Genomic DNA, 18,294 nt, shown 5'->3' on the forward strand with positions numbered 1-18,294 from the left:
GGTCGGTGTCTTCCCTCGTCACTCCGTCGCTTCGCTCCTGCGTTCCTCAGTCCAGACACCGACGCGCCCAAGCCGACACTCCTCACACTTGGCGCCGGTGAAGCACAAGATCAAACTCTTCGCGCCTGAGGTTGGCGCGCCCGAATCGTGTCTCTTTGATCCGCCTGGCGGCGGTAAGGCAAGGGCCGGAACTCTTCACGCACCGCGCCGGGTGGTCGGGGTGAAGCCCCGTACCTCTGGCATAGGGGCTTTTCGCGCTGGATGCCGAGGGCAGGGTCTCTGCACGCTGAGTAATTGTGGTGTCCGGAGCGGGCTTCCAATCAGCCAGGGGCGGTGCTCCTACCGTGGCCTTTCGCAGGTTGAGGCTCGGGGTGGGGGTTGGGATGCCCTGGGGTGGGGGCTGGGCCTGTCGTGGTTACGCTGGGGACGTGAGCCTTACTGAGAAGTCCGAGGACCTGTTCGCCCGTGCCCGCGAGATCGTCCCTGGAGGGGTGAACTCTCCCGTCCGCGCCTTCGGCGCCGTCGGTGGTACGCCCCGGTTCATGGCCTCGGGGCAGGGGCCGTACATCACCGACGTGGACGGTAACCGCTACGTTGACCTGGTGTGCTCCTGGGGCCCCATGATCCTTGGGCACCGGCACCCGGCCGTGGTCGAGGCCCTGCAGGAGGCGCTCGCGGCCGGGACCTCGTTCGGTACGGCCACGCCCGGCGAGGTCGAACTCGCCGAGGAGATCGTCTCCCTCGTCGAGCCCGTGGAGAAGGTCCGCCTCGTCAGCTCGGGCACCGAGGCCACGATGTCGGCCGTACGGCTGGCGCGGGGGTTCACCGGCAGAGCGAAGATCGTCAAGTTCGCCGGCTGCTACCACGGCCACGTGGACGCGCTGCTCGCCTCCGCCGGGTCGGGACTGGTCACCTTCGGGCTGCCCGACACCCCCGGCGTCACCGGAGCGTCGGCCGCCGACACGGTCGTGCTGCCGTACAACTCGGTCGAGGCCGTCACCGAGGCCTTCCGGGAGTTCGGCGACGAGATCGCGTGCGTGATCACCGAGGCGTGCCCGGCCAACATGGGCGTCGTCCCTCCGCTGGACGGCTTCAACGCCAAGCTGCGTGAGCTGTGCACCGCCCACGGCGCCCTGCTGATCCTCGACGAGGTGCTCACCGGCTTCCGGGTCTCCGAAGCCGGGTGGTACGGCCTCGACCCGGTCGAGGCCGACCTGATGACCTTCGGCAAGGTCATGGGTGGTGGTCTGCCCGCCGCCGCTTTCGGTGGTCGTGCCGACGTGATGGCCAATCTCGCTCCCGAGGGGCCGGTCTACCAGGCGGGCACCCTGTCGGGGAACCCGCTGGCCTGCGCGGCGGGCCTGGCCACCCTGCGTTCCTGCGACGAGGAGGTCTACGACCGGGTCGACGCCGCCGCCCTGATCATCGGCCGTGCCGCCTCCGACGCCCTGGCCGCGGCCGGGGTGCCGCACCGCCTGCAGCGTGCGGGCAGCCTGTTCTCCATCTTCTTCACCGAGGACCAGGTCACCGACTTCGCCGGCGCGCAGACCCAGAACACCGCCGCCTACCGGGCGTTCTTCCACGCCATGCTCGACCAGGGCGTCTATCTGCCTCCCTCGGCGTACGAGGCGTGGTTCCTCTCCTCCGCCCATGACGAGGAGGCCCTCTCCCAGGTGGTCGAAGCCCTCCCCGCAGCCGCCAAAGCCGCAGCCCAGGCCTTCTGAAGCCGTCGCTCGGACCTGCCGACCCGAAACACCTCGGCCTGGGTGCCCCGTCCCCAGGCCAAGAGGTTCCCCGGGTGCCCCGACGCCCAGTCTGAAGAGCTCCGCCCCGGACGCACCGGCGCCAGAAGTGAAGAGTTTGGTCTTGTGCTTTACCGGTGCTGTGTGTGAGGGGTTTCGGTTCGGGCGCGCCGGTGCTTGGACTGAGGAACGCAGGAGCGAAGCGACGGAGTGACGAGGGAAAGCGCCGGCCCGAGGCGCCCGGACCCGCGACGCCGAAGGCGGCGCAAAGAGACACAGTGACGAGGGAAAGCGCCGGCCCGAGGCGCCCGGACCCGCGCCGCCGTCAGGCGGCGCAAAGAGTCACAGCCCGCGCCGCCGAAGGCGGCGCAATTATTTCGCGCTCAGGATCTGCTCCAAGCTCTCAGGAGCGGAGAGGAGTTCGTTGACCTGTTCGGCGGTCAGGTCCTTGCCGTTGAGGCGGAGGGTCGGGGTGCTGTTGACCTTCTGCTTCTGGGCGTATTCGGTGGCCTTGTCGACGTCGGCCCCCATCTCCAGGCCGGTGACGCACTTGTCGAACCCGGCGTCGTAGAAACCGAGGTCCCGGGCCCAGTTGAGCAGGTCCTTGTTCTCGAAGCCGTTCTGCCCCTCGACCGGCTGGTTGGCGTACAGCGTCTTGGCGTAGGAGGCCCACTTGTCGGGCGGGGTGCACAGGGCGGCGTTGGCGCCGCGCCGGGAGACCGACGGTACGGGTTCGGGGTGGGCGGGGGCCTGGAAGAGTTGGAACGGCCGGAAGATCACCCGGGCCTTGCCCTCCGCGGCGGCCTTGTAGATCGCGTCGCCGGCGCTGTCCTCAAGCTTCTTGCAGAAGGGGCACTGGAAGTCCTCGAAGATCTCCAGGGTGGGGGCGGTGACGCCCTCCTTGGCCATGAGGATCGAGCCGTCCTCCTGGCGTGTGGTCGGAGCCAGCGGCCCGGTGTAGGCGACGGCCTTCTGGTTGCTCTGACCGGCGTTGTTCTGCGCCACGACGACCGCGACCACGATGACCGCCGCGGCGGCTATGCCACCGAGGACGCCCAGCAGCAGTTTCCGCTGCCTGTCCTTGGCGGCCTGCAGCCTGCGCTCCTCGGCGACGCGCTCCCTGGCCGACTGCCGCCGGGCGTTCTTGCTCATGAGGACTCCTCATCGATATCGCTGCGGCGGTCAGACCGGCTGGCCCGCCCGCCGGTATTCGTCGGTCACGACGCATCCGAAAAGCGCCACGGTTATCACGTGTACGGCCGTGCACCACAGGCAGATCTTGCCGAGGACGAGCAGTTCGGCGCTCACCAGGTAGACCACGAAGAGCACGCCGACGATCACGCTGCCGAGCCGTACCCAGCGGATGAGGGGGGAGGCCGAGCGCCAGGCCCACGGGGTGGTCAGCACCGTGATCGCGGCGAAGAACAGCAGGCCGAGCACGGGTACCGGGATGCCCAGCAGTTCGGAGTAACTGCTCGACGTCACCGAGGCGCAGTCGATCGTGGAGTTCTCCGCGCACACGAGGGGCACCGCGGTGTCGTAGTGGGCGAGGGTCAGGTAGGCCGAGACCGCCAGGCCCATGACGCTCAGCAGGATCGTCGCGACGAGGAACCAGCGCGGCCGTTCCGGTGCTCGACCGGGGTGCGGGTGAACGTCTGTGGCCATGGGGTTTCCTATGGGGGTTCCGGCTTCGCGTCGCCGTGCGGGACAGAGGCGAGGCTAGAACAAAGGGCGTAAGAGGGCGGTAAGGGGCTTGGTAGTGCGTCTTTGGTGCTCATGGGGATCTGTCGGGTCTGAGCGACGATAGCCGGGACAGGCTTTCCCGAAGTAGGGGACAAAGTCCTTGGAAAGACCCGGAGCGGTTTTCCTTTCGTGATTTCTGCGGTTCGGTGGGGACTTTTCGGTGTGGGGAGTGGTTGTGTTCCTCCCGGAAGTGAGGGTTGTGAGAAGTCGAGGGTGGCGGCGAGGATCGGGCAGGTAGCCTGACGGAGTCGGTCGTGGGGCCGTGCCGGTGACTCCCCAGGGCGGTGCCCGAGGGGAGACGCGCCGGACGGCCGTGCATGTGCCGGTGTGGTGTCATGGGCGGCCTACCATGATCATCGGAGATACGTGGTAGACGGTCGCCCTCCGGATCGATCATCGTCCCCCGATTGGAAAAGCCTGTGACCGAACGAGGAACGTATGTGCTGGGCATTCCCACCGCCGCGGGCGGCAAGGTGGTGTTGCCTTTCCTGACGGGGGAGCAGGCGGAGCGGGTCAGGGCGTCGTTCGCGGACGTCGCCCAGGCCGCGGCCCAGGTGAAGGAGAGGCCGATGGGAGCGACGCGCCCCTGTGCCAACTGTGAGGGAAACGGCCACTACTACGAGACCCGTGAGACCAAGACCGCCGCGGGCGGGACGGTGGTGACCCAGGTCGAGATCACCTGCCGTCCCTGCAAGGGGAGCGGGCAGGTCAGCGCCAAGGACTGAGGTCTCCGTTCTTCGGTCCCCGTACGGCCTCCGGGGGCGGCGGCCGTACGGGACCTGATGCCGCAAAACCACCCAGGTGTCGCGAAGCCGTACGGGTGGCTTGAAAGGGTATGAACGAAGGCGATGGGCCGGGCTGGGCGAAGGTGTGATGGATTCGGCGACTTTCGTCCCTGTTCGTGCTTTTTCTTTAGTAAAGGGAGCTTTTTCCGCTACGGGCGTTTAGAGTTGCTACATGCTGGATCTCAACCGCCTCAAAGCTCTGCACGCCGTGGCCGTGTACGGATCGGTCGGCGCGGCGGCCGACGCCCTCATGGTGACCCCGTCCGCCGTGTCTCAGCAGCTCGCCAAGCTCGAACGGGAGACCGGCGCGACGTTGCTTGAGCGCAACGGGCGCGGGGTCCGGTTGACGGACGCGGCCGGGTTGCTCGCCGACCACGCCGAGCGCATCCTCGCGCTGGTCGAGACCGCGGAGGCCGACTTCGAGGCGCTGCGGGGAGCGGTCGTCGGCAGGTTGAGCATCGGGGCGTTCCCCACGGCGGCGCGGGGGCTGCTGCCCGCGGCGCTGTCCCACCTGCAGCGACGCCACCCCGACCTCAGGCTCCAGCTACACGAGCGGGAGCCGGAGCGCCAGCTCCGTGAGGTGAGCAGGGGCGAGCTCGACCTCGCGGTCGTCCAGGACTGGATGAACCGGCCGCTGGCCGTTCCCGAGGGGCTCTCCAGGGCGATGCTCTTCGACGACGTCGCCGACGCGATCCTGCCCTCGTGCCATCCGCTGGCCGACCGGCAGGAGATCGAGCTCTCCGAGCTGTCCGGCGAGCGATGGATCAGCTCCTCGCCCGGTACGGTCTGCCACGACTGGCTCGTCTACACGCTGCGTTCGGCCGAGCTCGAACCCGACATCGCCTGCATGGCCGACGAGTATCCGACCCACCTCGCCCTCGTCGCGGCCGGGCAGGGCTGCGCGATCATCCCCCGTCTCGGCCGCGACTTCGTGCCCGAGGGGGTGCGGATCGTCCCGCTCAGGCCGCGTCCCACCAGGAAGATCTACGCGCTCTGGCGCACCGACGCGGCCCGCCGCCCGGCGATCAGGGCCGCGGTCGAGGCGCTCAGGCTCGCCTCCGAGCCCCACTGCCCGGCGGGTACGGCCGATCCGGTCGGGGAACCCGTCGAAGGCTGAGCGCGCGGGCCGGGCGCCTCGGTGACCGGCCCGTGAACAGGTGTCCCATATCGGCCACAGATCGGCCGTGGAACGGTGAGATCATGCACGAAGCACCGGAAAACGCCGCTAAACCCGGAAGTCGACTGTCTTCGGCGCTGGCATCGTCCGGGCGGCACAGCCACACTGGTCCATCTATGCGCCCTATTCATCCATACCTGTCGGTAGGCTGGCGGCACCATGGCTGAGACGACCGTCGTTCACCTCCTGCGCCACGGTGAGGTGCACAACCCCGCGAACATCCTGTACGGCAGGCTCCCCGGATACCACCTGTCGGAGACGGGAAAGCAGATGGCCGAGCTGGTCGCCAAGTCCGTCGCGGGACGAGACGTCACGGCCCTGTTCTCCTCCCCTCTGGAGCGGGCCCAGGAGACCGTCGCTCCGATCGCCTCCTCCTTCGGTCTTGAGGTCACCCTCGACGAACGTCTCATCGAGGCGGAGAACATCTTCGAAGGCGTCTCGGTCGCCGGGGGCAACGGCGTCTTCCGCAGCCCGCGCCACTACCGTCACCTGTGGAACCCGCTGCGTCCCTCCTGGGGAGAGCGCTACACCGACGTCGTCCGGCGGATGAAGAGCGTGATCGACACCGCCAGGGACGCGGCGCGCGGTCACGAGGCGGTGCTGGTCAGCCACCAGCTGCCGATCTGGATCATCCGGCTCGCGGCCGAGGGCAGGCGGCTGCCGCACGACCCCAGACGCAGGCAGTGTTCGCTGGCCAGCCTCACGAGCTTCTCCTTCGAGGGCGACAGGCTGGTCAGTGTCGGATACAGCGAACCCGCGGGCGCGCTCGTCGGGCGCCCTGCCGTACCGGGCGCCTGACCACGCCGGTAGAGTGACTGCTCTACCGGTTGTAGTACAGGAAGACTCAGCCCCTGATGCGCGCAAAACCCTTCGCCGCCGTGCTGCTCGTGGCCGTGTCGATCGTCACCGTGGCCGGATGTGCCGGTAACCAGGGATCGCAGCCGCAGAGCGGGGACACCCGCTTCGTGCCGGGTGACGGCAAGATCACCACGTTCGAGGCCGCCGGCCGTAAACCAGCTCCAGCCGTCGAGGGCGAGACCCTCGACGGCAAGACCGTCTCCCTGGCCTCGTACAAGGGCAAGGTCGTGGTGCTGAACTTCTGGGCCGCCTGGTGCGCGCCCTGCCGCTCTGAGGCGCCGGTGCTCAAGGACATCGCCGCCAAGACCAAGGCGTCGGGCGTGGAGTTCCTCGGCATCGACTTCAAGGACCGCAAGGCCGAGGCCCAGGCCTTCGAACGCAGCCAGCAGCCCGGATACCCCAGCATCTTCGACCAGCCGGGCCGGATCGCGCTGTCCTTCCACGGCACCGTGCCCCCGGCCGCGATCCCCTCGACGCTGGTCATCGACCGCCAGGGCCGGATCGCGGCCCGTGCCCTCGGCGCCGTCAAGTACAACGACCTCCTCGACGTGGTCACCAAGGTCGGCGGTGAGCACTGAGGTGGGAACCGACCTGACCGCGACGGTCGCGAGCGGGTCGCTGCTGCTGGCGTTGCCGATCGCGGTGGCCGCCGGCCTTGTCTCCTTCCTGTCGCCCTGCGTGCTGCCACTGGTGCCCGGCTACCTGTCGTACGTGACGGGGATGAGCGGTGACCCGAGGCGCGGCCGGATGGTCGCGGGCATCGGGCTGTTCGTGCTCGGCTTCGCGCTGGTCTTCGTGGCGGGCGGGGCGATCTTCGGGAGCCTCGGCGAGGCGCTGGCCGACAACGCCGCGATCATCACGCGGGTGCTCGGCGTACTGACGATCGTGCTCGGCCTGGCGTTCATGGGGGTGCTGCCCGGTCTCCAGCGTGACCTGCGCATCCACCGGATTCCAGCCGCAGGGCTGGCCGGGGCGCCGCTGCTCGGCGTGGTCTTCGGCCTTGGCTGGACCCCCTGCATCGGCCCGACCCTGGGTGTCGTGCTCACCCTGGGACTCACCGAGGGCAGCGCGGGGCGGGGAGCCCTGCTGGCCTTCGCCTACGCGCTCGGCCTCGGACTGCCCTTCCTGGTGGCGGGGCTGGCATACCGTAGGGCACTGCACACGTTCAAGGCGGTTCGCCGCCATTCGCAGCTGATCACCCGGATCGGCGGGGCCATGCTGGTCGCCGTCGGCCTGCTGCTCGTCACGGGACTCTGGGGAGAGCTCGTCGCGACCATGCAGGGGTGGATCGGCGGATTCGAGCCGGTGATCTGATGGAGGAAGTCAAGCAGGCCGAGCCTGGCCGTACGGCCGGGCGGCGCGAGCCGGACGGGGACGAGCGGGCCGTACGGCCGGGCTCGTTCGGCGTGGTCGCGTGGGCGCGCTGGTTCTGGCGCACGCTCACCTCGATGCGCACGGCCCTGATCCTGCTGTTCCTGTTCGCCCTCGCCTCGGTCCCGGGGTCGATCTGGCCGCAGCGCGGCGTCTCCGACGCCAAGGTCTCGCAGTACTTCAGCGACAGCCCGGCCCTGGCCGAGTGGCTCGACCGGCTGTGGCTGTTCGACGTATTCAGGGCGCCGTGGTTCGCCGCGATCTATCTGCTGCTGTTCCTGTCCCTGATCGGCTGCGTGCTTCCACGTGCCGCGACGCACCTGCGTGAGCTGCGGAAGAAGCCCCCGGCACCGCCGCGCAACCTGCTTCGGCTGCCGCAGAACGCCTCCTTCGAGGGTGACCTGACCGTCGAGGAGGCGGCGAAGCGGCTGCGCCGGATGCGCTTCCGGGTGGTCACCGGGCCCGGCTGGGTCTCCGCCGAGAAGGGCTACCTGCGTGAGACGGGCAACCTGATCTTCCACGTCGCGCTGCTCGGCCTGCTCGTCGCGGTCGGCGCAGGCGCCCTGTACGGCTACCGCGGCAACGTGCTGGTCGTCGAGGGGGAGGGCTTCGCCAACACGGTCGCCGCCTACGACCGCTACATGCCCGGCCAGCAGGTCAGCGCCGAGTCGCTCGAACCGTTCTCCTTCACCCTTGACGACTTCCAGGCCACCTACATCGCCCAGGGTGAGCGGCGTGGCCAGCCGCTTGACTTCGAGGCCAGGCTCAAGGTCACCGACGCCCCCGGCGCCGGACAGCGCGACTACACGCTGAAGGTCAACGACCCGCTGGACGTCAACGGCACGCTGACCTACCTCATCGACCACGGCTACGCCCCCACCTTCAAGATCACCGACGGCAGGGGGCAGGTCGCCTTCGACGGTCCCGTGCCGTGCCTGGTCGTCCAGCCCGCGACGTTCACCTCCGAGTGCGTCATCAAGGTGCCCGACGCCCAGCCGGAGCAGCTCGGCCTCCTGATCGGCTTCCTGCCGACCACGGTGCCGATGAACGGTGAGTGGATCTCGGTCTTCCCCGGCGCGGCCAACCCGACCGCCCAGGTGTACGGCGCGTTCGCCGGGGACCTCGGGCTGCGCAACGGCAGGCCGCAGTCGGTCTACGAGCTGGACCCGACGAGCCTGAAGAAGATGAAGCCGCTGGTCATGAAGGCCGACCCGCTGGCCGTCGGCAAGAAGCTCGACCTGCCGAACGGTATGGGGTCGATCGAGTTCACCGGGCTCAGGCAGTGGATCGCACTGCAGATCACCCACGACCCGGGCCGGATGCCCGCGCTCGTCGCCTCCGCGCTCTCGGTGATCGGCCTGGTGCTCTCGCTGACCGTCCGCCGCCGCCGGGTGTGGGTGCGGATCGGCGACCGGCAGGAAAAGGACAGTGGACACGTCGAGATCGGCGGTCTCACGCGCACCGAAGGCAGCGATTTCAGCGAGGAGTTCGCCGGGATCGTCGCCGCTTTGAATCCAGGAGTGAACAACGATGCCCGTTGAGGTCGATGTCGGCCTCGCCACGCTGAGCGACCAGCTCACCCTGGCGACCGTGCTGCTCTACATCGTCGCGATGATCGGCTACGCCCTCGACCTCGGCTTCGGCCGGGTCAGAAGCACCGCGAAGGCCAGGACCGCCGGTGAACCCGCGCTCGTCACGGTCGGCGGGGACGCGGGGGGTGTCTCCCAGGACACCCCCCGGGACGAGGCGCCCGAGGAGAAGGCACCACCCGCCTGGGCGCTGCGGGCGGCCCCGGTCGCGCTCGCGCTGACCTGGCTCGGCTGGGCCGCGAACCTGGCGGCCATCCTGACCAGGGGCTGGGCCATCGGCCGCTGGCCGTGGGGCAACATGTACGAGTTCGTGGTCGCGATGTGCTTCGCGGCGGTGAGCGCGTTCCTGTTCATGCACCTGCGCTACCGGAACCTGTTCCTGGGGGCCTTCGTCACGGTCGCCGCCGCCCTCGGGCTCGGCTTCGCCGTACGGTATCTGTACGTGCAGGCCGGTCCCGTCGTGCCGGCGCTGAACTCCTACTGGGTCGCCATCCACGTGTCGGCGGCGATCATCGCCAGCGGCCTGTTCATCATGGCGGGCGTCGCCGGTGTCCTCTTCCTGGTGAGGAAGGACAGCGCGGTCCGGCTGCCGTCCCGGCAGGACCTGGAGCGGGTCGCGCACCGCGCCATCGTGGTCGGCTTCCCGATCTGGACGTTCGCCGTCATCGCGGGCGCCCTCTGGGCGGACAAGGCGTGGGGACGTTACTGGGGCTGGGACCCCAAGGAGGTCTGGGCGTTCATCACCTGGATCGCCTACGCGGCCTACCTGCACGCCCGCGCGACCGCGGGGTTCAGGGGCAAGGCCGCGATGATCGTGCAACTCATCGCCTTCGCCTGCCTGATGTTCAACCTGGTCGGGGTGAACATCTTCCTCGGCGGTCTGCACTCCTACGCCGAGGTTCCCGGCTGAGACCGGTCCTTCCCGCCCGTCAGGAGGGCGGCCGTGCCGTACCTCCTGGCGGGCTTTCGCATGCGCTGTTCACTCCTCGTCACGCAGCCGCCGCTCCAGGTCCCTGAGGAACTCGGGGTCGTCGTCGGGGCCCCTGGGGGCCTCGCGACGCACGGGCCTGTGGTCGTCGGGGGGGAGCGTTCCCCTGGCCCCGGAGACGCTCGGCCTGCCGAGCAGGAGCCAGAACACGCCGCCCGCGACGGGCAGCAGCAGCACGATGATCACCCATAGGAGCTTGGGCAGGTTTCTGGCGTCCTCGTCCGGCGTGGTGATCGCGTCGAACAGGCAGTAGAGCCAGAAGGCGAGTATCGCCAGACCGACAAGCAGGGGCATGCCCGAACTGTAAGCCATTCGGCGGCAGGGTGCGGTCGTGGCCCCGATCCGGGTGACTGACGGGGGCCCACGCCGTACGGTGGAGCCTGTTGCCACTTCCTCCTGGGGCGTGTGATGGCGAATTCGGCGGACAAGGGCCGTCATCGGCGGCGCTGGTGGCAGCGGAGCCTGCCACAGCGCACGGAGAGTGTCGCAGGGAGAGCGGTCCGTGACGCGCCGCTCGCGCCGGAGCGGCGGATGGGCGCCGTCACGGCGCCGGTGGTCGACCGCCCGCAGTACACCTGGCGGGACTTCGAACTCGACGACGAGCGGCCGAGGGCCATGCCGAACCCTCCGGACGCCCCCGGGATGGGCGACGGCCTACGGCACTGCGGGCGGCTCGAACGCATCCTGCACCGCCAGTGGGACGCAGACCAGGGGCCGCCGTCCGCGGACGCCGTACGGGCGGTCGAGAGCCTGGCCAGGCTGCCCGACATCCTCAAGAGGAAACTCGCCGAGGGGCTCGACGGCATCTACGTCGGCGCGGGCGGGGTGCCCGACCTGGACGACATGGGCTATCTGCGGGGCGCGCCGCTGCCCTCGGGCCGGGCGACCTGGGACATCTGCGCGGGAGCGTACGGCGACCGCAAGATCGTCGTGGGGGACCGGCCCTCGCCGACTCCGGACGTGATGATGCACGAGGTCGGGCACGCCCTGGACGACGTGGACGCTCCCCACGGAGACTGGGTATCCGACTCTCCCGAGTTCGCGGCCCTTTATGAGAGATGCGTCCCTATGCTGGCCTCCGGGTTCCACCTTCAGTCGGGCGATCTGGGGCGTAAGGAGTTTTTCGCTGACGCCTTCGCCGCGATCGTTTCGCGGCAGCGTCCGGCCCTGGTGGACATGCTCGGCGGTAACACGAGGCTGGCGCTCGATGTCATGTTGTTCTTCAACCGGCGTTACGGAATCTAGGTGATCTGGGATGTACGTCATCCGGCTCGCTGACGGAACGCTGCGCGTGCCGCAGACTCTGTCCAGTGATGACGGGCGTCTGATCGGCAACGCGTACGTGGAACTGCTACCGGGAGATCCGGACTACGACCGGTGGCTGGCGGAGGCGTTCACCGAGGAGGAACTCGCCGAGCGCAGACGGCGCTGGCTTGAGGAGAACGACGATCTGGAACGTGAGTTCCTGGCCTTCAAGGCCGAACAGGACGGCTGAGGTCCCTGGGGACACCCCGGGTGGGGGCGGGGTTGCGGCTCGGGGGGTGCGAGCCGTACGACTCCATCGGTGACCCTGCGGCTTTCCGGGTGGGGGCCCCGTAGGACCACCGATGGTGTGACGTCATAAGTCGTCAGACACGCGGTGCGTCGCCTGCCGGCCTTTCGGCCGTCAAGACGTCTTCCCCGCGCAGAAGGGCGTGCACTTCCGACTCGCGGAACCGCCGATGCCCTCCGGGGGTACGGATGCTGCTGATACGGCCTGCCGCGGCCCAGCGTGTAACCGTCTTTGGGTCGACCCGGAAGAGGGCGGCAACCTCTCCGGGCGTCAGCAGACGCTCGCTGCTACTCTCCACAATCTCTCCCCCTCGCATCCCGCTTCCTGCCAGCGGGCGGACAGGTAACCAGTGTGCCGAGCGAAGTCTGATTTATCCGTGCTTTTCTACAAAGATCACGGGTTGTTATCGACTGACTGCCCGATTGTTATATGATAGAGCCTCTTTGAGAGTCTCGTGGGTGTTTCTTTACGAAACTGATCTGTTGTGCACACTAGCAGCGCTCACGCGCAGTGCGAAGCACCCACTTCGGCACCCCACACCTACCCCTGAGCAGGCCGGGTGTGGGGTGACGTAACCTCAACGCTGTGCATCCCGTCTTCGTTTACACCGTCTCCCGGCTGGGACTCCTGGCCGTGAGCATCGGTGTGCTCTATCTCCTCGGCCTTCGCCAGCCCTTCATCCTGCTGGTCGCCGCATTCCTGGTCAGTGGGGTGGCCAGCTACGTCCTGCTGTCGAAGCAGCGCGACGCGGTGAGTCAGCGATTCACTAAGAATCAGGAGTGATCACGGCAACGGGAACATGCCGACTCGGGCATGGTACTCGTGACCAAGCCGCGTTGTGTCACTACCAACCAGTAACCCTCCGTGATGGGCGAGGAATGCCTTGACGCCGATTCCGCGCTCCCTGGTGGGATTCCACGACAGGGCCTTGCCGGTGCGCGGATCGATCGCCGAGATTCCCGGCCTCGGGACCGCTCCAGGGCCCGCGGAGTCGTGGCCGAGCGGGTTGTTCAGCCACCGCTGGTGCCCGCCGACGTACACGGCCGCGCCCGTCGCGGCGACCGCGTAGAGCGAGTCGCCCCCGGTGAGGTTCATCCAGGTCGGCCGCACGTTCTCCAGTGAGCCCCGGGGGCGCGTCTCGAAACGCGCCGTGCTGTCACACGGCTTGTCCGGCCCCTGGGGGCCGCCGGTGGTGACGATCGCGAAGTAGCTCCCGTCCGGGGCGAAGTCCACCCCCCGGACGTAGGAGGGGAAGACAGCCTTGCACCTGGCCGCGTAGGTCGAGGTCCGCCAGTCGGCGACCTTCGCGGGACGGGCGGCGACGTCGACGAGTCCGAGCTGCGGCCGGGAAAGGCCGTTCATGGTGGTGAAGTCGCCCGCGACCACCAGCCGGTCCCCGCTCAACGCCATCGAGGCGATCTTGACCCGGCGCCCCCTCGGATCGCCAAGCCGTACGGCGAAGCCCGCGTCGACCACCCCGCTCACGGCGTCGAGCCTGGCCAGCGCCGTACGGCCGGTCCCGCTGATCCCGATGAAGTCACCGCCGACGTAGAGCCGGGAACCGGACCTGGCCAGGGCGGTGACCCCGCCCCCGTAGGTCTGGGCGCCGAAGTCCGTCATCGGGGCGCCGTCGGACAGCCGCAGCCTGACCAGGCCGTTGGTGTCCGCCCCCGAGGCGGCGGGCCCGACCGCCGACAGGCCTTCGGTCTGGGTGGCCGTGGTCTCGGTGAACTCGCCCCCGGCGTAGACCGTGCCGCCGGGGCCGTCGACCAGCGCCCTGACCTGCCCGTCCAGGATCGGCGCGAAGCCCGCCAGAACACGCCCGGTGACCAGGTCGTAGGCGAAGATGTTGGAGCGCTCCACCGTGGTCCTGCTCCCGGCGTTCCTCACCTGACTGAAGGAGCCGCCGACCACCACCGTCCTGCCGACGAGCGCGATGGCGTTGACGATCCCGTCGAGCACATGGGGGGTGTTGTTCACCGGGTTGGCGGAGACGACCCGCGTGTGCCGTATCGTGCCCGCCGCTGCGGGCGAGGCCGCCCAGGGCGGCAGAAGAACCATTGCTGCGACCAGCGCCGAAACGCTCCTGGTAAACATTCGGTAATTCCTAGCAGACCCACAGTGATCAAGCCGTCACTTTCCGTGGATGCCGAACGCCCCCGCCCCCGACACCGGGAACGAGGACTCGCCTCCGTGCTTTCGGCGCCGTGCGTGAGGTTTTTGATCTTGTGCTTTACCGGCGCCGAGTGTGAGGGGTTCCGGCTTGGGCGCGTCGGTGTTTGGACTGAGGAGCGAAGGAGCGCAGCGGATGAGCGACGAGGGAAAGCACCGACTCAGGGCGCCCAAGCCCGCACTGCCGAAGGCGGTGCAAGAGGACCGGCTTGGGCGCGTCGGTGTCTGGACTGAGGAGCGAAGGAGCGCAGCGACGCAGTGACGAGGGAAGGCACCGACCCGAAGCGCCCAAGCCCGCGACGCCGCCAGGCGTCGCAAAGAGACACAGCCCGCGACGCCGCAGGCGGAGCAAAGAGACGCAGACGGCGCTAATAGGCTGGGCCCCATGACGCGCGCTTCGCTGGACAAGCAGCCGCATGAGGTCGCCGCGATGTTCGATCGCACGGCCCGGCGGTACGACCTGGTCAATGACGTTATCTCCCTTGGCCAGGTCAGGCTGTGGCGCAAGGCGACCGCGGCGGCGGTCGACGCGGGCCCCGGGGAGCTGGTCCTGGACCTGGGCGCGGGCACCGGCACCTCGACCGACACCTTCACCTCCCTCGGGGCGCGGGCCGTCGCCTCCGACTTCTCGCTGGGCATGCTGAGCACCGGGGTACGGCGGCGCGGCGGTTCCGGCATCTCCGGTGGCGGGGTGCGGGGGGTCAGTTTCATCGCGGGTGACGCGTTGCGACTGCCGTTCGCCGACGACGTGTTCGACGCGGTGACGATCTCGACGGCGTTGCGCAACGTGCAGGACACCGGGCAGGCGCTGCGCGAGATGCTGCGGGTGGCCAAGCCGGGCGGACGCCTGGTGATCCTGGAGTTCTCCCACCCCACGCTGCGTTCTTTCGACCTGATCTACACGCAGTACCTCATGCGGTTCATGCCGAAGGCCGCCAAGGTGTTCGGTTCGAACGACGACTCCTACGAGTATCTGGCCGAGTCGATCAGGGAGTGGCCGGACCAGGCGGGGCTGGCGAAGATCATTCAGGAGGCGGGCTGGAAGCGGGTCGCCTGGCGGAATCTCGCTCTGGGCATCGTGGCCCTTCATCGGGCATATAAGCCCGCGTGAACATTGACAGGCGATAGCAGTACCCGCCTGACACTTCTCGCCGCAAAGGGGTTAGACTTCGGCGCGACAAGTTTGTGAAGGTCTTCACAAAGGAACGAAAGGCCCCACCCCGAGGCCCTCAAAGCGTGTAGGACAGGACAGGTCCCGTGACCGTGCCAGCCGCCGTACAGCGGAATGTCGCTGAGGCTGACGCCGACGTCATCGTCGTCGGCGCCGGGCCCGCCGGTTCGACAACCGCTTTCCATCTCGCACAGGCCGGGCTTGACGTCCTGTTGCTTGAGAAAACCACTTTCCCCCGCGAGAAGGTCTGCGGTGACGGGCTGACGCCCAGAGCGGTCAAGCAGCTCATCGCGATGGGCATTGACATCGACGCCCCCGGTTGGGTCAGGAACAAGGGCCTGCGCGTGGTCGGCGGCGGTAGACGTTTCGAGCTCGACTGGCCCGAACTGGCCAGCTATCCGGACTTCGGGCTTGTCCGCACCCGCCAGGACTTCGACGAGATCCTCGCCTCCAACGCGGTGCGCGGAGGGGTCCGCCTGCTGCAGGGCGTCAACGTCACCGGCCCGATCCTCGACGACCGCAGCGGCCACATCGTGGGCGTGGTCGCCAAGAAGGACGGCGAGGAGGTCACCTACCGGTCCCGCCTCGTGGTCGCCGCCGACGGCAACTCCACCCGCATCTCGCTGGCGATGGGGTTGCACAAGCGCGAGGACCGCCCGATGGGCGTGGCCGTGCGGACCTACTTCACCAGCCCCCGTCACGACGACGACTACCTTGAGATCTGGCTTGAGCTGTGGGACGGCGAGACGCTGCTGCCCGGCTACGGCTGGGTCTTCGGCGTCGGCGACGGCACCTCCAACGTCGGTCTCGGACTGCTGAACACCACCGAGTCCTTCAAGGGCATGGACTACCGCGACCTGCTCAAGCGCTGGGTCAAGGGCATGCCCGAGGAGTGGGGCTTCAGCCAGGAGAACATGACCTCCCCCATCAGGGGGGCGGCGCTGCCGATGGCGTTCAACCGTCAGCCGCACTACACCAGGGGTCTGGTGCTGGTCGGGGACGCGGGCGGGATGATCAACCCGTTCAACGGCGAGGGCATCGCCTACGCGATGGAGAGCGGTCAGGTGGCCGCCGAGACCATCGTCCAGGCGCTCGGCCGTACGACTCCGGCGCAGCGTGAGCGTGTGCTGCGGGCCTACCCGCAGACGCTGAAGGACGCCTACGGTGGCTACTTCACCCTGGGCAGGGGTTTCGTCGAGCTCATCGGGCACCGCGGGGTGATGGACTTCGCCGCCAGGCACGCGCTGCCACATCCCGGACTGATGCGCTTCGCGCTCAAACTCCTTGGTAACCTCACCGACCGACGAGGCGATGCGTCAGACCGCATCATCAACGCTCTGTCGAAGGTCGCGCCGTCGGCATGACCTCAGCAAACGTACGGAACGTGGAAGGCAAGAGCGATGATCGCCCTGCCTAGACTTGCACAACGGCCTGAACAAGGAAACGACCTGATGAGCTGCGCGCCGGCGCGCGTGGAGATGGGAGAGGAGGCGTAGCGATGGAGTTGTACGCACCCATCCTGGTGCTCGCCGTTCTCGCGGCGGGATTCGCGATCTTCTCGGTGACGATCGCGCCCTTCACCGGTCCCAGGCGCTGGAACCGCGCGAAACTTGACGCCTACGAATGCGGGATCGAGCCGACGCCCCAGCCGGTCGGTGGCGGTCGCTTCCCGCTGAAGTACATGATCACCGCGATGCTGTTCATCGTGTTCGACATCGAGATCATCTTCCTCTACCCGTGGGCGGTCGCGTTCGACCAGCTCGGGGTTTTCGGACTGGTCGAGATGGTGCTGTTCATCGTCACCGTGCTCGTGGCCTACACCTACGTGTGGCGCCGCAAGGGTTTGGACTGGGACTAGACATGGGTCTTGAAGAGAAACTTCCGAGCGGGTTCATGCTCAGCACGGTCGAACAGGTCGCGGGCTGGGCGCGGAAGAACTCCGTCTGGCCGGCGACCTTCGGTCTGGCCTGCTGCGCCATCGAGCTGATGTCGACCGGTGGTCCCAAGCACGACCTGGCGCGCTTCGGCATGGAGCGCGCCTCGGCGTCTCCGCGCCAGGCCGACCTGATGATCGTCGCGGGCAGGCTCTCGCAGAAGATGGCGCCGGTGCTGCGCCAGATCTACGACCAGATGGCCGAGCCCAAGTGGGTCATCGCGATGGGCGTGTGCGCCTCCAGCGGCGGCATGTTCAACAACTACGCCATCGTGCAGGGCGTGGACCACGTCGTCCCCGTCGACATCTACCTGCCCGGCTGCCCGCCGCGGCCCGAGATGCTCATCGACGCGATCGTGAAGCTGCACGACAAGATCCAGAACATGAAGTTCGGCGCGCACCGTGCCAAGCAGATCGACGAGCTCGAACTGCAGGCGCTGCGGGCGCTGCCCCTGATCGATCAGGGGACCGCCAAATGAGGTGCCGCGACGACCGGCCCCGCGCGACGGACGAGGAGCGGTGAGGGACCGACATGAGCAGTGACAACCTCCCCGGGGTCCCGGAGGAGCCGATCGCCCGCACGGGCATGTTCGGTGCCAAGGGGACCGGTGACACCTCCGGCTACGGCCGCCTGGTCGTACGGCGCAAGCCCGAGCTGTCGACCCCCCGCCCCTACGGCGGCTACTTCGACACCGTCGCCGACGAGCTTGAGCGCGCCCTGGGCCCCGAGCTGGCCGACGCGGTCGAGCGTGTCGTCGTCGACCGCGGCGAGCTGACCTTCCACGTCAGGCGTGAGCGTCTGGTCGAGGTCGCCAGGACCCTGCGCGACGACCCCGCGCTGCGTTTCGAGCTGTCGCTCGGCGTCTCCGGCGTGCACTACCCCCACCTTGAGGGGGAGGAACTGCACGCGGTGATCCACCTGTGCTCGATCACCCACAACAGGCGCCTGCGCCTTGAGATCGCGTGCCCCGACGCCGACCCGCACATTCCCTCCACGGTCTCTGTCTACCCGACGCACGACTGGCACGAGCGGGAGACCTGGGACTTCTTCGGGATCGTCTTCGACGGCCACCCGGCGCTGACCCGCATCATGATGCCGGACGACTGGGACGGGCACCCCCAGCGCAAGGACTACCCGCTCGGCGGTATCCCGGTCGAGTACCGCGGCGCCGAAATCCCCGCGCCCGACCAGAGGAGGTCGTACTCGTGAGTG

General features: G+C 68.4%; 21 protein-coding genes. 16 read left to right on the forward strand and 5 right to left on the reverse strand.

The window, feature by feature from the left end; translation table 11 throughout:
* Positions 1–428: 428 nt before the first annotated feature.
* A complete protein-coding gene (gene hemL / locus ACIBVQ_RS11050; protein WP_352010937.1) occupies positions 429–1,724 on the forward strand; it encodes a glutamate-1-semialdehyde 2,1-aminomutase in 1,296 nt (431 codons plus the stop codon).
* Positions 1,725–2,114: 390 nt separating this feature from the next.
* Here the strand turns inward: hemL and ACIBVQ_RS11055 are convergent, their stop codons facing one another.
* Both ACIBVQ_RS11055 and ACIBVQ_RS11060 read right to left on the reverse strand, forming a co-directional pair.
* The gene (locus tag ACIBVQ_RS11055) at positions 2,115–2,894 is read right to left on the reverse strand and encodes a DsbA family protein (protein ID WP_399176988.1); all 780 of its coding nucleotides are present in this window, start codon (positions 2,892–2,894) and stop codon (positions 2,115–2,117) included.
* A gap of 30 nt (positions 2,895–2,924) precedes the next feature.
* Positions 2,925–3,407 carry a vitamin K epoxide reductase family protein gene (locus tag ACIBVQ_RS11060; RefSeq protein ID WP_352010934.1) on the reverse strand — a complete coding sequence of 161 codons (483 nt, stop codon included), beginning with the start codon at positions 3,405–3,407 and terminating at the stop codon, positions 2,925–2,927.
* A 518-nt stretch (positions 3,408–3,925) separates the two neighbouring features.
* On the opposite strand from ACIBVQ_RS11060, the gene ACIBVQ_RS11065 reads away from it, so the two are divergent.
* The 7 genes from ACIBVQ_RS11065 to ccsB all read left to right on the forward strand — a co-directional run bounded on the left by ACIBVQ_RS11065 (position 3,926) and on the right by ccsB (position 10,175).
* The gene (locus tag ACIBVQ_RS11065; RefSeq protein WP_399176990.1) at positions 3,926–4,210 is read left to right on the forward strand and encodes a hypothetical protein; all 285 of its coding nucleotides are present in this window, start codon (positions 3,926–3,928) and stop codon (positions 4,208–4,210) included.
* Between the two features lie 232 nt (positions 4,211–4,442).
* Positions 4,443–5,387, forward strand: coding sequence for a LysR family transcriptional regulator (locus ACIBVQ_RS11070; RefSeq protein ID WP_399176992.1), 945 nt, complete (start codon positions 4,443–4,445; stop codon positions 5,385–5,387).
* Positions 5,388–5,606: 219 nt separating this feature from the next.
* Complete coding sequence (locus ACIBVQ_RS11075) at positions 5,607–6,245, forward strand: histidine phosphatase family protein (protein ID WP_352010931.1); 639 nt, start codon at positions 5,607–5,609, stop codon at positions 6,243–6,245.
* A gap of 56 nt (positions 6,246–6,301) precedes the next feature.
* Positions 6,302–6,883 carry a TlpA disulfide reductase family protein gene (locus tag ACIBVQ_RS11080; RefSeq protein ID WP_352010930.1) on the forward strand — a complete coding sequence of 194 codons (582 nt, stop codon included), beginning with the start codon at positions 6,302–6,304 and terminating at the stop codon, positions 6,881–6,883.
* On the forward strand, positions 6,873–7,619 hold the full coding sequence (locus ACIBVQ_RS11085) for a cytochrome c biogenesis protein CcdA (RefSeq protein ID WP_352010929.1): 747 nt from the start codon (positions 6,873–6,875) through the stop codon (positions 7,617–7,619). Before ACIBVQ_RS11080 ends, ACIBVQ_RS11085 begins: the two co-directional genes overlap by 11 nt.
* Positions 7,619–9,217, forward strand: a complete 1,599-nt coding sequence (locus ACIBVQ_RS11090; RefSeq protein WP_352010928.1) for a cytochrome c biogenesis protein ResB — start codon at positions 7,619–7,621, stop codon at positions 9,215–9,217. Before ACIBVQ_RS11085 ends, ACIBVQ_RS11090 begins: the two co-directional genes overlap by 1 nt.
* Complete coding sequence (gene ccsB, locus ACIBVQ_RS11095; protein ID WP_399176995.1) at positions 9,207–10,175, forward strand: c-type cytochrome biogenesis protein CcsB; 969 nt, start codon at positions 9,207–9,209, stop codon at positions 10,173–10,175. The genes ACIBVQ_RS11090 and ccsB overlap by 11 nt, the downstream gene beginning before the upstream one ends.
* Positions 10,176–10,244: 69 nt before the next feature.
* Here ccsB and ACIBVQ_RS11100 read toward each other — a convergent pair whose 3' ends face one another.
* Complete coding sequence (locus tag ACIBVQ_RS11100; protein WP_352010926.1) at positions 10,245–10,547, reverse strand: PLDc N-terminal domain-containing protein; 303 nt, start codon at positions 10,545–10,547, stop codon at positions 10,245–10,247.
* Positions 10,548–10,661: 114 nt separating this feature from the next.
* On the opposite strand from ACIBVQ_RS11100, the gene ACIBVQ_RS11105 reads away from it, so the two are divergent.
* Together ACIBVQ_RS11105 and ACIBVQ_RS11110 are read left to right on the forward strand one after the other, a co-directional pair.
* Entirely contained in the window at positions 10,662–11,498 is an 837-nt protein-coding gene (locus ACIBVQ_RS11105) for a hypothetical protein (RefSeq protein ID WP_399176998.1), read from the forward strand.
* Positions 11,499–11,508: 10 nt separating this feature from the next.
* Positions 11,509–11,748, forward strand: a complete 240-nt coding sequence (locus ACIBVQ_RS11110; RefSeq protein WP_352010924.1) for a hypothetical protein — start codon at positions 11,509–11,511, stop codon at positions 11,746–11,748.
* A 133-nt stretch (positions 11,749–11,881) separates the two neighbouring features.
* Here ACIBVQ_RS11110 and ACIBVQ_RS11115 read toward each other — a convergent pair whose 3' ends face one another.
* Positions 11,882–12,121 (reverse strand): BldC family transcriptional regulator, encoded by a 240-nt coding sequence (locus ACIBVQ_RS11115; RefSeq protein ID WP_184711992.1) that lies wholly within the window; start codon positions 12,119–12,121, stop codon positions 11,882–11,884.
* A gap of 269 nt (positions 12,122–12,390) precedes the next feature.
* On the opposite strand from ACIBVQ_RS11115, the gene ACIBVQ_RS11120 reads away from it, so the two are divergent.
* Positions 12,391–12,588: a DUF4229 domain-containing protein gene (locus ACIBVQ_RS11120; protein WP_352010923.1), complete on the forward strand. Its 198-nt coding sequence runs from the start codon at positions 12,391–12,393 to the stop codon at positions 12,586–12,588.
* On the opposite strand, the gene ACIBVQ_RS11125 is transcribed toward ACIBVQ_RS11120, so the two are convergent.
* Entirely contained in the window at positions 12,589–13,866 is a 1,278-nt protein-coding gene (locus ACIBVQ_RS11125; protein WP_362912499.1) for a delta-60 repeat domain-containing protein, read from the reverse strand.
* 496 nt (positions 13,867–14,362) lie between these two features.
* On the opposite strand from ACIBVQ_RS11125, the gene ACIBVQ_RS11130 reads away from it, so the two are divergent.
* The 5 genes from ACIBVQ_RS11130 (at position 14,363) to ACIBVQ_RS11150 (ending at position 18,291) form a co-directional block, all read left to right on the forward strand.
* A complete protein-coding gene (locus ACIBVQ_RS11130) occupies positions 14,363–15,088 on the forward strand; it encodes a demethylmenaquinone methyltransferase (RefSeq protein ID WP_352010921.1) in 726 nt (241 codons plus the stop codon).
* Between the two features lie 146 nt (positions 15,089–15,234).
* Complete coding sequence (locus ACIBVQ_RS11135) at positions 15,235–16,512, forward strand: geranylgeranyl reductase family protein (protein WP_352010920.1); 1,278 nt, start codon at positions 15,235–15,237, stop codon at positions 16,510–16,512.
* A 134-nt stretch (positions 16,513–16,646) separates the two neighbouring features.
* Positions 16,647–17,006, forward strand: a complete 360-nt coding sequence (locus ACIBVQ_RS11140) for an NADH-quinone oxidoreductase subunit A (RefSeq protein ID WP_352010919.1) — start codon at positions 16,647–16,649, stop codon at positions 17,004–17,006.
* Positions 17,007–17,008: 2 nt separating this feature from the next.
* On the forward strand, positions 17,009–17,560 hold the full coding sequence (locus tag ACIBVQ_RS11145) for an NADH-quinone oxidoreductase subunit B family protein (RefSeq protein ID WP_352010918.1): 552 nt from the start codon (positions 17,009–17,011) through the stop codon (positions 17,558–17,560).
* Positions 17,561–17,613: 53 nt separating this feature from the next.
* Positions 17,614–18,291 carry an NADH-quinone oxidoreductase subunit C gene (locus ACIBVQ_RS11150; protein WP_352010917.1) on the forward strand — a complete coding sequence of 226 codons (678 nt, stop codon included), beginning with the start codon at positions 17,614–17,616 and terminating at the stop codon, positions 18,289–18,291.
* Positions 18,292–18,294: the final 3 nt, after the last annotated feature.

The organism is Streptosporangium sp. NPDC049376 (assembly GCF_044466505.1).
In the GTDB taxonomy this organism is placed as follows: domain Bacteria; phylum Actinomycetota; class Actinomycetes; order Streptosporangiales; family Streptosporangiaceae; genus Streptosporangium.